Origin of the sequence: Bradyrhizobium sp. AT1 (assembly GCF_001590795.1) — a bacterium.
Taxonomy (GTDB): domain Bacteria; phylum Pseudomonadota; class Alphaproteobacteria; order Rhizobiales; family Xanthobacteraceae; genus Bradyrhizobium.
This window is the reverse complement of sequence record NZ_JXDL01000001.1, coordinates 3,773,833-3,787,430: the sequence shown is the minus strand read 5'-3', so window position 1 is coordinate 3,787,430 and position 13,598 is coordinate 3,773,833. Positions and strand designations below refer to the sequence as shown.

At 66.1% G+C, this 13,598-nt stretch carries 12 protein-coding genes; 4 read left to right on the top strand and 8 right to left on the bottom strand.

Going from position 1 to position 13,598, the window contains the following annotated elements; all coding sequences use genetic code 11:
- Positions 1-128 precede the first annotated feature (128 nt).
- Complete coding sequence (locus SE92_RS17665) at positions 129-1,157, bottom strand: YcjF family protein (protein ID WP_063196977.1); 1,029 nt, start codon at positions 1,155-1,157, stop codon at positions 129-131.
- Positions 1,154-2,623 carry a YcjX family GTP-binding protein gene (locus tag SE92_RS17660; RefSeq protein ID WP_063196975.1) on the bottom strand — a complete coding sequence of 490 codons (1,470 nt, stop codon included), beginning with the start codon at positions 2,621-2,623 and terminating at the stop codon, positions 1,154-1,156. The genes SE92_RS17665 and SE92_RS17660 overlap by 4 nt, the downstream gene beginning before the upstream one ends.
- 181 nt (positions 2,624-2,804) lie before the next feature.
- Between SE92_RS17660 and trhA the strand changes: the two genes are divergently transcribed.
- Together trhA and SE92_RS17650 are read left to right on the top strand one after the other, a co-directional pair.
- The gene (gene trhA, locus SE92_RS17655; protein ID WP_063196973.1) at positions 2,805-3,500 is read left to right on the top strand and encodes a PAQR family membrane homeostasis protein TrhA; all 696 of its coding nucleotides are present in this window, start codon (positions 2,805-2,807) and stop codon (positions 3,498-3,500) included.
- A gap of 64 nt (positions 3,501-3,564) precedes the next feature.
- The gene (locus SE92_RS17650; protein WP_063196971.1) at positions 3,565-4,359 is read left to right on the top strand and encodes an SDR family oxidoreductase; all 795 of its coding nucleotides are present in this window, start codon (positions 3,565-3,567) and stop codon (positions 4,357-4,359) included.
- A 185-nt stretch (positions 4,360-4,544) separates the two neighbouring features.
- Here SE92_RS17650 and SE92_RS17645 read toward each other — a convergent pair whose 3' ends face one another.
- On the bottom strand, positions 4,545-5,000 hold the full coding sequence (locus SE92_RS17645) for a MarR family winged helix-turn-helix transcriptional regulator (RefSeq protein WP_063196969.1): 456 nt from the start codon (positions 4,998-5,000) through the stop codon (positions 4,545-4,547).
- A gap of 75 nt (positions 5,001-5,075) precedes the next feature.
- On the opposite strand from SE92_RS17645, the gene SE92_RS17640 reads away from it, so the two are divergent.
- Positions 5,076-5,852 carry an SDR family NAD(P)-dependent oxidoreductase gene (locus tag SE92_RS17640; protein WP_063196967.1) on the top strand — a complete coding sequence of 259 codons (777 nt, stop codon included), beginning with the start codon at positions 5,076-5,078 and terminating at the stop codon, positions 5,850-5,852.
- A gap of 169 nt (positions 5,853-6,021) precedes the next feature.
- Here SE92_RS17640 and mdlC read toward each other — a convergent pair whose 3' ends face one another.
- From mdlC to SE92_RS17620, 4 genes are all read right to left on the bottom strand, one after another.
- Positions 6,022-7,644, bottom strand: a complete 1,623-nt coding sequence (gene mdlC / locus SE92_RS17635; RefSeq protein WP_063196966.1) for a benzoylformate decarboxylase — start codon at positions 7,642-7,644, stop codon at positions 6,022-6,024.
- Between the two features lie 80 nt (positions 7,645-7,724).
- On the bottom strand, positions 7,725-8,576 hold the full coding sequence (locus SE92_RS17630) for an HTD2 family dehydratase (protein ID WP_063196964.1): 852 nt from the start codon (positions 8,574-8,576) through the stop codon (positions 7,725-7,727).
- 14 nt (positions 8,577-8,590) lie between these two features.
- Complete coding sequence (locus SE92_RS17625) at positions 8,591-9,691, bottom strand: CaiB/BaiF CoA transferase family protein (RefSeq protein WP_063196962.1); 1,101 nt, start codon at positions 9,689-9,691, stop codon at positions 8,591-8,593.
- Positions 9,692-9,700: 9 nt separating this feature from the next.
- Entirely contained in the window at positions 9,701-10,870 is a 1,170-nt protein-coding gene (locus SE92_RS17620; protein WP_063196961.1) for an acyl-CoA dehydrogenase family protein, read from the bottom strand.
- A gap of 125 nt (positions 10,871-10,995) precedes the next feature.
- Here SE92_RS17620 and SE92_RS17615 point away from each other — a divergent pair, with 125 nt between their 5' ends.
- Positions 10,996-11,916: a LysR substrate-binding domain-containing protein gene (locus tag SE92_RS17615; protein ID WP_063196959.1), complete on the top strand. Its 921-nt coding sequence runs from the start codon at positions 10,996-10,998 to the stop codon at positions 11,914-11,916.
- A gap of 310 nt (positions 11,917-12,226) precedes the next feature.
- Here SE92_RS17615 and SE92_RS17610 read toward each other — a convergent pair whose 3' ends face one another.
- On the bottom strand, positions 12,227-13,501 hold the full coding sequence (locus tag SE92_RS17610) for a cytochrome P450 (RefSeq protein WP_063196957.1): 1,275 nt from the start codon (positions 13,499-13,501) through the stop codon (positions 12,227-12,229).
- Between the last annotated feature and the right edge of the window lie 97 nt (positions 13,502-13,598).

Here is a 13,598-nt window from a genome sequence, read left to right as displayed (position 1 = left end):
GAGCGGGGTGGGGTGATCTCTCCACGCGGGCAGTGTTCAATGGGAGAGACCGTCACCCCACCCCGTCTCGCATCGCTGGCGCGCTGCGAGCCGACCCTCCCCCTCCAGGGGAGGGTAAGAAAGAGCCGCTACTCCTCCCCATCCTTCTTCCGCAGCAGATCCGTCGCGAGATCGGACAGCTTCGGCGGCGGCAATGCCGCAAACGGCAGCGGCCTTGTGACGTCGATCGCCGCCAATCCCAGCCGCGCCGTCAGCAATCCGTTCAGAACGCCTTCGCCGAGCCGCTGCGACAATTTTGCTGCGATGCCGTGGCCGAGCATCTGCTGCACCAGGCTGTCGCTCGCGGCCATGCCGCCGGTGATGGCGAGATGGGCGATGACGTGGCGCAGCAGGCGGATCATGCCGAGCGCGCCGGGGCGGCCGCCATAGAGATAAGCGAGCTGGCGGATCAGGCGCAGCGCGGCGACGAGCACGAACAGCACGTCGATCGCGGCGCGTGGGCTCACCGCGGTCACGATCGAAACCTTTTGCGCGGCCGACGACACCAGCCGCCGCGCCTCGGCATCGAGCGGGGACATCAACTCGCGCTCGGCGAGGCGGATCATGTCGGCGCCGTCGATGATCTCGCCGGTGTGGCTCTCCAGCGTGGCACGGGCGCGCGCCAGTTGCGGGTTCTGATGCGCGATCTTGAGCAGGTCTTGCACGATGACGCGGCTTTCCTTGCGGTCGTCGCTGGCAAGCACGGAAGCAGCGCGCGCATGCAGCTGCTCGATGGTCGCAAGACGCGCGAGGCCGAACGCCTCGCGGCCAATCACCACGGCGAGCGCGAGTGCGGTCACGCAGGCGAACGCAAGGCCGACAAAGCCGAGCGTTTCGTTGCGCGCGAACAGATCCTCGATCAGGTGGACCACGCCGAGTCCGGTGCCCAGCAATGTCAGCCCGGCAACGCCCGACCAGAACAGCGCGCCCCAGGGAAAGCCGCGCCGTGCCGGGAGGGCGGCCGCGATCGGCACCGGGAGCGCCTGCGGATCGTGCTCCGGCGTGATCTGGATAGTGGCGCGGCTGAGCCGGCTGGTCTCGTCGGCTTCTGTGACGACGACGCCGGGATCGTCGAGCCGGAACGTCGCCGGCCGCCTCTGCTGGGATCGGTCGTTCATGCGAGCTTGTCTCCGATCAGGAACTGCAAGGCACGGTCGAGGCGGATGTGTGGCAGCGTCGGCGGCTCGCTGCCTTCGCGGTCGAGTGCCGGCGGGCGGAAGCGCAGGAAGCGGAAATCGCTCTTTTCAGCTGCCTCGGTCGCGAGGCCGCGGAATGAATCATTGCCATTGAACAGCGGCTCGGGATCCAAGGGGAGATCGCCCGGAAAGGTCGCCACTTCCGTCTTGCCGTCGAAGAATTCGCCGCCGGCGCTTTCACCCGCGGCCGGCGTTCCCAGGATCGACGGCAGTTTGTCGCGGCCGCGCGCGACCTGTGCCTCCCGCGTGGCACGCACCGCGGCCAGCGCCACCACGTCGATGGAAGCGCCGGTCGTCTCCGCACGCGCGACGGCGCCGGAGACGGCGCGGCGCAGCACGGCCTCGAGCCGGTCGTGGCTGGAATGATGCAGATGGTCGGCCTTGGTCGCCGCGAACAGGATGCGGTCGATGCGCGGCCGGAACAGGCTGGAGAGGATCGTGCTGCGGCCGATGTTGAAGCAGTCGAGAATGCCGGCGAGCGCGGCTTCGAGATCGTGCAGCGCCTCGGGACCGGAGTTGAACGCGGACAGCGCATCGGCGAGCACGATCTGGCGATCGAGCCGGGCAAAATGATCGCGGAAGAACGGCCGCACCACGACGTCCTTGTAGGCCTCGAAGCGGCGCACCATCATCGCCCACAGCGATCCCTCCGGCGCCTGTCCGCCCACGGGCACGTCGAGCGGCGCGAAGGTCAGCGCCGGCGAGCCCGCGAGATTGCCGGGCATCAGGAAACGGCCGGGCGGCAGCAGGCTCATCGCGAAGCGCTCGTCGCGGCAGGCGCGCAAATAGTCGGTGAAGAGTTTTGCGGCCGTGAGCGTTGCCTGCTCGTCTTCGCGCGCGTCGGCCTTGAGCGTTGCCAGATGCGCGTGCCATTCGCCCGCAAGATGCGCGCGCGGCGCCTCGCGCGACAGCGCCAGGCTCTCCGCCGACCATTGCTCGAAACTCTTCTGCAGCAGCGGCAGGTCGAGCAGCCATTCGCCGGGATAGTCGACGATGTCGAGCGTCAGCGTGCGATCCGCGCCGTTCGGCCGCTGATAGTCGATGACGAGGCGGAGCTCGCTGATGTCGACGGTCGAATTCGGCCAGCGCCGTTCCTCGACCAGCGCGCGCAGATGGTTCTCATAGGCAAAGCGCGGCACGGCGTCGTCGGGCTGCGGCGAAAGATGCGCCCGCGCGATCCGGCCCGAGGCATAGGCTTCGAACACCGGAAACCGGCCGCCGCGGGTGAGGCCGTGGATCAGCGCGGTGATGAACACGGTCTTGCCGGCCCGCGACAGGCCGGTAACGCCTAACCGCACCGTCGGGTTGAAAAAATGTTCCCCATAGTCGATCAGCGCCTGGGCCGACAAACGCGCTTCTTCGACCATATCCTGGAAACTGAATGCCATGTGAACGCGGGGGATCTCGGGCGGGGATACGCAAAATGGATTAGTCACAAAAGTGGCAACTGCCTGAGGAAAATCAAGCTTCATACTTCCACCGCCTTTATCGGCAAATCAGCCGTTTGAACGACGCGCTGATCCCGAAGCACCCATAGAAGAGGGCATTACCTCAATTTTGCGGATTGCCATGACCGTCTTCCAACTGAAAGAGTTCGCCTCCACCTCCGTCCACGCCGCAGCCGACGTGATGGGCTGGAATTACGACCGCGCCGAGCTGATCGCCGATGGAATCATCCACGCGATCGGCGTCCTCTCCGGCATCATTGCGGCGACCGTGCTGTTGGTGCTGACGGCGCTCTACGCCACGGCAACCGACATCGTCGGCGTCTCGATCTACGTCGCCGGCCTGCTCTCGATGCTGGTGCTGTCGGCGACCTATAATCTCTGGCCGGTGTCGCCGGCCAAATGGCTGTTGCGGCGGTTCGACCATTCCGCGATCTATCTCCTGATCGCGGCGACCTACACGCCGTTCATCCTGGAGGTGAAGGACAGCGGGTTCGCGCTCGTGCTGCTCGCCGGGGTCTGGTGCGTCGCGATCCTTGGCATCGTGCTCAAGCTTTGCTGTCCCGGCCGCTTCGACCGCGTCGCGGTCGGCATCTATCTCGCGATGGGCTGGAGCGGCGTGATGCTCTACGACGCCGTGGTCCGGGCGCTGCCGGCGCTGGTGCTGGGCTTCATCCTGGCCGGCGGACTGCTCTACAGTTTTGGCGTGATCTTCCACGCCTGGCGGCGGCTGCGCTTCCAGAATGCGATCTGGCACGGCTTTGTCTTGGCCGGCGCGGCGTGCCATTATACCGCGGTGCTCGACCTCGTGTTGAGCTGAGCAGGCTCCGTGCCGCGGAATAAACGGGCGGTCTAAAGCGGTATAAGACAAGAGGAGACGTCGCATGCAGGTGACCGGCAAGGTCGTGGTCGTCACGGGCGGCGCAAACGGCATCGGCAAGGCGCTGTGCGAGGCGTTTCACAGCGCGGGCGCGGCCAAGGTCGTCGTCGCGGATATGGACGCCGCCAATGCAAGGGCGGTCGCGGCCATGGTGGATGGCGCGGCCTTCAAATGCGACGTGGCGCAGGAAAAGGACATTGCGCACGTCATCGAGGAGACCGAGCGGCAGTTCGGGCCCATCGGGTTGTTCTGCTCCAATGCCGGCATTGGCGGCGGCTTCGATCCGATGTCGGTCAATGCCGGCGGCGCCTCCGACGAGCCGTGGCAGCGCAGCTGGGCGATCCACGTCATGGCCCATGTCTACGCGGCGCGGCATCTCGTCCCGCGCATGAAGGCGCGCGGCGGCGGCTATTTCCTCAACACCATCTCGGCCGCGGGCCTGCTGTCGCAGGTTGGCAGCCCGGCTTATTCCACCACCAAGCATGCCGCGGTCGGCTTTGCGGAGAATCTCGCGATCTCGCACAAGGCCGACAACATCAAGGTCTCGATCCTCTGCCCGCAAGGCGTCGACACCAACATGCTGCGCTCGATCCCGAAAGGCCCGCAATCCGGCGACGGCGACCTCACGCCGGAGCAGGTCGCAAAAGACGTGCTCGCCGGCCTCGAGCAGGAGACGTTCCTGATCCTGCCGCACCCCCAGGTGCTCGGCTATATGCGCAAGAAGACCGAGAATTACGATCGCTGGCTCGGCGGCATGGCCAAGATCCAGGCGAAGATGCGGGAAGAGTTCGGGAAGTAGCATAGGGAAGTTGCCGGTACGCTGTAGCCCCATAACAGGTGTCGTCCCCGCGAACGCGGGGACCCATAACCCCAGGGAGAAGTTGGGCGAAGACAGGTAGTGTTACTTCCCGCGGTACACACACCTCCGCTTATCGATAGATCACGCGGTATGGGTCCCCGCGTTCGCGGGGACGACACCGGTGGTTAGGCTATCGCCTCATCCTCTACCCGACTCGCCCGCAACGCCCGCGCATAGAGCATCATCCCCTCGCGCACCTTGCGCTGCTCGGCCTCGGTCAGCGCCGCCAGCGCGCCGCGCACCTGCTGCCGGCCGAACGCATGCAGCGCCTCGAGCGTGCGGCGGCCCTTTGCGGTCAGCGACAGAAGCTTGCTGCGTGCATCATTCTCGTCCGGCGTCTCCTTGAGCTCGCCGCAATCGATCAGCTTGCGCACCAGCCGACTGACGCTGGATTTCTCCAGGCGCAGGAAATCGCCGAGCTCGCCTGAATTCATGGGACCGCGGATGCCGATTTCCAGAATCGTGTGCACCGCCGACGGCGGGTAGTCCGAGGCCGCCACCGTCGCATCCATGAAGCCGAGCTCGCGCACCATCAACCGCGAGGCGGCGCGGATGTCGTCGATCAACGCAAGCTCGGCCATCTTGACTCCCGGCATGTAGTTGTACCATACAACTATATGCGCAAAGCGGCGCATGCAAGCGTTTTGGAGTGGACCATGAGCGAAGCTTTGCCGGCAGGTCAGCGGATGGCGGGCAAGGTCTGCCTGGTCACGGGCGGCGGCAGCGGCATCGGCCGCGCCGCGGCGCTGCGGATGGCATCCGAGGGGGCCGCGGCGATCATCGTCGCGGGCCGGCGCGAGGCCGAGATCGAGGCCACCGCGGCTGCGTGCCGCGAGCTCGGTGCGGAGGCGATCGCGTGTCAGACTGACATCACCCGCGAGGACGAGGTCGCACGCCTCGTCGGCACCGCTGTCGAACGGTGCGGCCGGCTCGACGTCGCCTTCAACAATGCCGGCTTCCAGGAGCGCCGCGCGCCGCTGGAAGAGCAGGGCACCGACATCTACGACAGGGTGTTCGACACCAATGTCCGCGCGCTGTTCCTGTGCCTGCGCCATCAATTGCCGGTCATGCTGGCGCAGGGCCGCGGCAGCATCGTGGTCAACGCCTCCGTCAGCGGCGTGCGCAATCCCAATCCCGGCTTCTCGCTCTACTCGGCCTCGAAAGCCGCCGCGATCTCGCTGACGCGTTCAGTGGCGCTGGAGAACGCCCCGCGCGGCATCCGCATCAACGCCATCGCACCCGGCCGCGTCGTCACGGACATGATGCTGCGCGCCGGCGTCGGCGACGTCGCAACGGTCAGCGCAGGGTTGCCGCTGCGGCGGATGGGCAGCCCGGAGGAGGTGGCGGAAGCCGTGGTGTGGCTGTCGTCGGATGCGTCGTCCTATGTGGTCGGGCACGTGCTGGCGGCGGACGGGGGATTCCTGGCGTCGTAGGGGGCATGGTGGCGCCACACTCGATGTCGTCCCCGCGAACGCGGGGACCCATAATCCCAGGGAGAAGTTTGGCGATGACTGCCAGCGAATAGTTATCCCGCGGGTACTGACAGCCGCGCTTGACCGATAGATCACGCGGTATGGGCCCCTGCGTTCGCAGGGGCGACAGTCAATGCTTCTGCCCGTAGAGCACCGGCACCGCGGAATCCACGACGACCTCGATGAGGCTCGTTCCCTCATGCGCCAACCCGCGCTTCAGCGCTTCGCCGAGCTCCGCCGCCTTGCTCACCCGCACCGCATGGCAGCCCATGCTTTCGGCAAGCCGCACGAAATCGATTCCCGGCAGCTCCAGCCCCGGTACATTCCGCACCTGCATCACCTGGCTGAACGAGCGCATCGCGCCGTAGCCGGAATTGTTGATGACGACGATGGTGAGCGGCAGCTTGCGTTGCGCGGCGGTCCACAGCGCCTGGATCGAATACATCGCCGAGCCGTCGCCGATCAGGCACACGGTGCGCTGCTTCGGCTTGCCGAGCGCCATGCCGACCGCGGCGGGCAGCGAATAACCGAGGCCGCCGCTCGCCATGGTGTAGAAGGAATCCTGGCCGCGCATCGGCAGGAATTTCTGCATCGCCGGCCGATGCGAGGGAACCTCCTCGACGACTGACGTCCCCTCCGGCATCGCCTGCGACAGCGCGTGCAGCAAAAACTCGACCGGCAGCGGATCGGCGGCCTGCGGAGCCGGCGGCAGCGCGCGGCCTTTCGGCGTGGCGCGCTTGCTCTCCGGCAGCATGTCGAGCAGCAGGCTCAGCGCCGGCTTCATGGTCGCGATGATGCTGGTGCCGACCGGCGTCACGGCCGCGGCATCCGCGTCATCCGTGATCTGGAAGATCGTCGCGCCGCCGTCGAAGATCGCGGCATGGCCCTCGACATGGAAGGTGAACACCGGCGCGCCGATCACGACGACGAGATCGTGTTCGCGCAGCGCGTCGGAGAGCTGCGCGGGCGAGGCGTGCAAGAAACCGGCGAATTGCGGGTGACGCTCCGGGAACGAACAGCGCGCCGAGAACGGGCTGACCCAGACGCTGGCCTTGGCCTTCTCGGCGACGCGCACCATCAGGTCCACCGCGCCGGCGCGATCCACGCCGGGGCCGACGACGAGGGCTGGGTGCTTTGCGCTGGCGAGTGCGGCGACCAGCGCCTTCATGGCGTCAGGCTCGGGGCCGATCTCGCGGCTGACCTTGCGCGCTTCCACCGGCGCGGTCGCATGCGCCCAATCGTCGATCGGGATCGACACGAAGGTCGGTCCGCACGGCGGCTGCATCGCGGTGTAATAGGCCCGCGCGATCGCGGCCGGCACGTCCTCGGGCCGGGCCGGCTCGACGCTGTATTTGACATAAGGCCGCGGGAATTCCGAGGCGCGCTCGGCATAGAGGAACGCCTGCAGCGGCAGGATCGAGCGCGCCTGCTGGCCCGCGGTGATCACCAGCGGGGTCTGGTTGCGATGTGCGGTGTAGATGTTACCGAGCGCGTTGCCGACACCGGCGGCCGAATGCAGATTGACGAAGCCGGCATTGCGCGTTGCCTGCGCGTAGCCATCGGCCATGCCGACGGCGGACGCCTCCTGCAACGCCAGGACATAGTCGATGTCGTCGGGCCAGTCGGACAGGAACGGCAGCTCGGTCGAGCCGGGATTGCCGAACACTTTTGTGATGCCGAAGGCACGCAGCAGGTCGAGCGTCGCCTGCTTGACGGTGACGGATCTGTTGCCGGTCTTGCCGTTCTTGGCCATGGTTTCCGTCCCCGAATGCTTTTATTGAGCCGTCATTCCGGCGCGATGCTTCGCATCGCCCCGGAATGACGGTGTATTTATCACCAAATCGCCGTCCCCTTCATCGTCGGCTGCCCCTCCGCGTTCGCAGTCCACAGCTCAATGCCCGCCTCGAGCTCGTTGGCATTCACCGAGAACTCGCTTCCCTCGAACAGCGGCTGCAGCCCGCGATAGGTGAACTTCTTCGGCGCCTTGCCGCCGCGCAGCTTTGCCGCCATCTCGATGATCAGCGCAGCCTGCAACGGGCCGTGGAAGATCAGGCCCGGATATCCCTCGACCTTGGTGACGTAGTCGCGGTCGTAATGGATGCGGTGACCGTTGAAGGTCAGCGCGGAGTAACGGAACAGCAGAACGGGATCGGAGACATGGGTCTCGCGGTGCTGCGCCTGCGGCGGCGGAGGCGGAGCCTTGCCGCTCGCGGGTGCGCTGCTCGTCATCTCGCGATAGACGATGTCCTGCCGTTCGCGGATGGCAGTGCCGCGCGGTGAGGAGATGCTGTGCTCGACCGAGACGAAGCACAGCGTGCCGGTCGAGCCCGTCTTCACCTGCACGTCGGCGATGCGCGAGGTCCGCGTCGATTCATCGCCGACGCAGAGCGGCTGCAAGAACTCGATCTCGCCGCCGGCCCACATCCGGCGCGGCAGCGGCACCGGCGGCAGGAAGCCGCCGCGGGTGGGGTGGCCGTCGGGCCCGAGCATCGACATCGGAAACACCGGCTGGGCCAGGCACCAATGCACCGTGAACGGTGCGGCGTCGCCCTTTTTGGGCTCGCCGACCTCCTGGAACAGCGTCGCGCGCAGGCCCATGACGAGCTGCGCGGTGACGATGTCGGTGGCCTCGGTGCTGCGGCCGATCCATTGCCGCAAATGATCGATATCGAGCTTCTCGGTCATGACGCCTCGCTCTTTTACTTCTTTGGGGGCTTCTCGCCGATCGCCGGCACGGCGCCATAGCTGCGCGTCTCGCCGACGATGATCGGCGCCGGCGCAGGATAGCTGACGCGCCCGTTCGGCGTGTCGACCTCGATGCGGCGCAGATGCGGATGGTTGGTGAGATCGGCCATGGTGTTGACCTCGGCAAAGGCGATGTCGGCATCCGACAGGCGCTTGAGCAACTCGTCGCGGGTCATCTTGCCGAAGGCATCAGCGACCGTCGTGTCGGTGAAATCGCGGTTGCGCACGCGCTCAACCATGTTGGCGACGCGGGGGTCGGCGGGCAGGTCGGGCTGATCCAGCACCTTCGCGCACAGCGTCTTCCACTCGCGCTCGCTCTGGATCGAGATCAGGATGTCCTTGCCGTCCCTGGAGGTGAAGACGCCATAGGGTGCGATCGAGGGATGGCGCAGGCCCATGCGCTTCGGCGGGTTGCCGGCCTCGGAGTTGAGCAGCGGCACGGTGCACCAGTCCGCCATCACGTCGAACATGGAGATGCGGATGTCGGCGCCCTTGCCGGTGCGCCCGCGCCCGATCAGCGCTTCCAGGATCGCCGCATGCGCCGTGGCGCCGGTCGCAACGTCGACAATCGACATGCCGACGCGCGAGGCACCATCAGGGTTGCCGGTGATCGAGGCGAGCCCGCTCTCGGCTTGGATCAGGAGATCATAGGCCTTGCGATGCGCGTAAGGGCCCTCGTCACCATAGCCGGTGATCGTGCACGAGATCAGCTTCGGATAGTCCTTCAACAGCCGCTCGCGGGAGAAGCCGAGCTTGTCCATCGAGCCTGGCTTGAGGTTCTGGATCAGCACGTCGGCGCTCGCGATCAACTTCTCCAGCTCGGCGCGGCCTTCCTTCGTCGTGAGATCGACCACGGCGGATTGCTTGCCGCGGTTGAGCCACACGAAGTAGCTGCTCTGGCCCTTGGCCGCCGCGTCATAGCCGCGGGCGAAATCGCCCTCGGGCCGTTCGATCTTGATCACCTCCGCGCCGGCGTCCGCCAGCCGCGAGGAGCAGAACGGCGCCGCCACCGCCTGCTCGACCGCAATCACCCTGATCCCGTCCAGTGCTCCCATGACGTGGCCTCAGTACGAGCGCGGCATGCCGAGCACGTGCTCGGCGACAAAGGACAGCACGAGGTTGGTCGAGATCGGCGCCACCTGATACAGCCGCGTCTCGCGGAATTTGCGCTCGACGTCGTATTCCTCGGCAAAGCCGAAGCCGCCATGGGTCTGGATGCAGGCATTTGCCGCTTCCCAGGATGCATCCGCCGCCAGCATCTTGGCCATGTTGGCCTCGGCGCCGCAGTCGAGCCCGGCCTCGTATTTGCGCGTGGCTTCCTTCACCATCAGCTCGGCCGCGCGCATCGAGGCATAGGCCTTGGCGATCGGGAACTGGATGCCTTGATTCTGGCCGATCGGCCGGCCGAACACGCTGCGTTCCTTGGCGTAGTTCGTCGCCTTCGCAATGAACCATTTGGCGTCGCCGACGCATTCGGCCGCGATCAGGATGCGCTCGGCGTTCATGCCGGAGAGGATGTAGCGGAAGCCCTTGCCCTCCTCGCCGATCAAATTCTCCGCCGGCACTTTCATGTCGGTAAAGAACACTTCGGTGGTGGCGTGGTTCATCATGGTGCGGATCGGGCGGATCTCGAGGCCGTTGTTCTTGGCCTCGCGCATGTCGACGATGAACACGGAGAGGCCATCGGTGCGCTTCTTGGCCTGCTCCTTCGGCGTTGTGCGTGCCAGCAGCACCATCAAATCGGAATGCTCGGCGCGGCTGGTCCAGATCTTCTGGCCGTTGACGATGTAGCTGTCGTTGCCCTCCTTGCGCGCGAAGGTCTTCAGCGAGGAGGTGTCGGTGCCGCTGGTCGGCTCGGTGACGCCGAAGGCCTGCAGGCGCAATTCGCCGCTGGCGATCTTCGGCAGGTATTTTGCCTTCTGCTCGGCATTGCCGTGCCTGAGCACCGTGCCCATCGTGTACATCTGGGCATGGCAGCCGCCGCCGTTGCAGCCTGCGCGCTGGATCTCTTCCAGGATCGCAGCCGCCGCCGACAGCTTCAGGCCCGCACCGCCATATTCCTCGGGGATCAGCACCGAGAGATAGCCGGCTGCAGTCAGCGCATCGACGAAGGCCTTGGGGTAGGCCATCTCGCGATCGAGCTTGCGCCAATATTCGCCGGGAAACTGCGCGCAGAGTTTGGCGACGGCGTCCCGGATGTCGGCGTAATCTTCGGTGTGGTGATCTTCACTCATGGCGTTTCCAGTTCTCAGCGGCAGTTAAGATAACGCCGGCCGACCCTCAGGCGTTGTGAAAACAACGCCCGCCCCCTATGCTGATTTGTTATAGCGTATGGAGTAGCCTTCCAGGATTGGCAAGCATGGATTTCCGGCAGCTCAGGACCTTCAGTTGCGTGGCGGAGCTCGGCAGCCTGTCCAAGGCCTCCGACACGCTGCGCGTGGCGCAGCCGGCGCTCTCGCGGCAGATCAAGCTGCTGGAACACGAGCTGCGCACGGAGCTGTTCACCCGCAACGGCCGCGGCATGGTGCTGACCGAGGCCGGGCGCCTGCTGCTGGCGCGCACCTCCGGCATCGTGCGGCAGATCGACCAGATCCGCGACGACATCCAGTCGTCGCAGGGGCCGCCATCGGGCCAGGTCGTGCTCGGCCTCGTTCCCACCGTGAGCTGCGTGCTGTCGGCGCGTTTCGCGCGCCGCTGCGTCGAAAAGTTTCCCGGCATCTCGCTGCGCATCGTCGAGAGCTACAGTGGCCATCTGGTCGAATGGCTGCACCGCGGCGAGATGGACCTCGCCATCCTCTACGGCCGCTCCGCCGATCTGCATCTCAACGTCCAGAGCCTGGGCCGCGACAACATCGTCGCGGTCGGCCCGCGCGGCTGCGGACTTGCGCGCAAGAAAAGCGTCGACATCGGCTGGCTGCTGCGGCAGCGGCTGGTGCTGCCCTCTCACTCGCACGGCCTCCGCGCGCTGATCGAGCACGCGGCCGCCCAGCGCAGGATCAAGCTCAACGTCCAGCTCGAGGCGGATTCCTTCCGCGTGCTCACTAGTCTCGTCGAGGAGGGGCTCGGCTTCGCGCTGCTGCCGCCGTCCTCGGTCCATGGCGAGGTCGCGGACGGGCGGCTGGAAACCACGGCCGTCTCGAAGCCGATGACGCGCGAGCTCATTTTCGCTTCTCCGATCGACCGCCCGGTCTCGACGGCCTCTCTCGCCGTCACCGCGCTCCTGCGCGAGGAAGTCGCCGCCTGCCGCAAGGACGGCGTGTGGGACATCAAGTTGAGTTGACCCTTACTTCGCCTCTCCCCGCTTGCGGGGCGAGGGAGCGCAGCGAGCGCGCGGTCAATGCTTAGGACACAAGCTTGCCGACTTGCCTTCGCATCTGGCGCGAGCTGACATGCCGGAATTTTATAGCTGGGTCGGTGACCCACCGCTCTCGTGCCCCGGACGCAGCGCAGCACGCCCGGCGATGCGAAGCATCGTCCGGTGTGATGCGCTGCAGAGCCGGGGCCCATGTCGCTGCGGGACCGTTGCTTGCTGGGTCCCGGCTCTGCGCCGCACCGCTACGCGCTGCGACGCGTCCGGGACACGAGAGAGCTCAAGCCGGAATCCTTACCGGCAGCGTCTCGTAGCCCTTGATGAAGCTCGAATAGATCCGCTTGGGCTCGCCGACCACCTCGATGCGGTCGAAGCGCTTCAGCATCTCCTCCCAGACGATCTTGAGCTGCAGCTCCGCGAGGCGCATGCCGACGCAGCGGTGGATGCCGAAGCCGAAGGAAAGATGCGTGCGCGGCCGGGGGCGGTCGATGATGAACTCGTTCGGCTTCTCGAACATCTCCTCGTCGCGGTTGCCGGAGACGTACCACATCACGACGCGGTCGCCCTTCCTGATCTGCTTGCCGCCGATCTCGGTGTCCTGCAGCGCGGTGCGCCGCATATGCGCCAGCGGCGTCTGCCAGCGGATCACTTCCGGCACCATGGAATCGATCAGTTCCGGATTGGCGCGCAGCTTGTCGTACTGCTCCGGGTTCTCGTTCAGCGCCAGCACCGAGCCGGTCATGGTGTTGCGCGTGGTGTCATTGCCGCCGACGATGAGCAGGATGATGTTGCCCATGAGATTGTCGGGGTCCATGTGGCGCGTGGCGTCGTTGTGCGCCATCAGCGACAGCAGGTCGTTGCGCGGCGCCGAGTTGACGCGCTCGTTCCACAGCTTGGACATGTAGGCGTAGCACTCGTCCATCTCGCGGCGGCGCTCCTCGGCGGAGGCGACGATGCCGCTCTTGGGCAGGGCGGTCGAGACGTCGGACCAGCGCGTCAGCTTGCGCCGCTCCTCCCAGGGGAAATCGAACAGGGTCGCGAGCATCTGCGTCGTCAGCTCGATCGAGACGCGCTCGACGAAGTTGAAGGTCTCGTTGCGCGGCAGGTTGTCCAGCACGGTCTGCGAGCGCTGGCGAATCAGCTTGGCCAACTCGTCCAGATGTGTCGGCGTGAACATCGGCGACACGGTCTTGCGCTGCGACGAATGCTTGGGCTGATCCATCGCGATGAAGCTCGGATAGTCGTAGCCTTCCGGCACGTCGCGGATCGAGATGCCGCCGAGCTTGGAGTCCGAGGAGAAGATGCCGTGATTGGTGTCGACATGCATGATGTCGTTGTACTTCACCACCGACCAATAGGGCTCGATCGGTGCGTTGGTGCAGTAATGCACCGGCTCTTCCTTGCGCAGCCGCTCGAACCACGGCCACAGCGTGTCGTCCTGGAACAGCCGGGGCGCGCCGGGGTGGAATTGCGACAACGGCGTCGCATAGGCCTCCTCGCGGGCCTTTCGCATGCGTTCGGCCTTGTCCACTTTCACCGGCGTTTGGATGTTCATCGTCGTGGCTCCAGTTGTTGTCTTACCTCTCCCGCTTGCGGGAGAGGTCGCGCGAAGCGCGGGTGAGGGCTTTCTCCTCTTGGGGGCGGTCCCATTG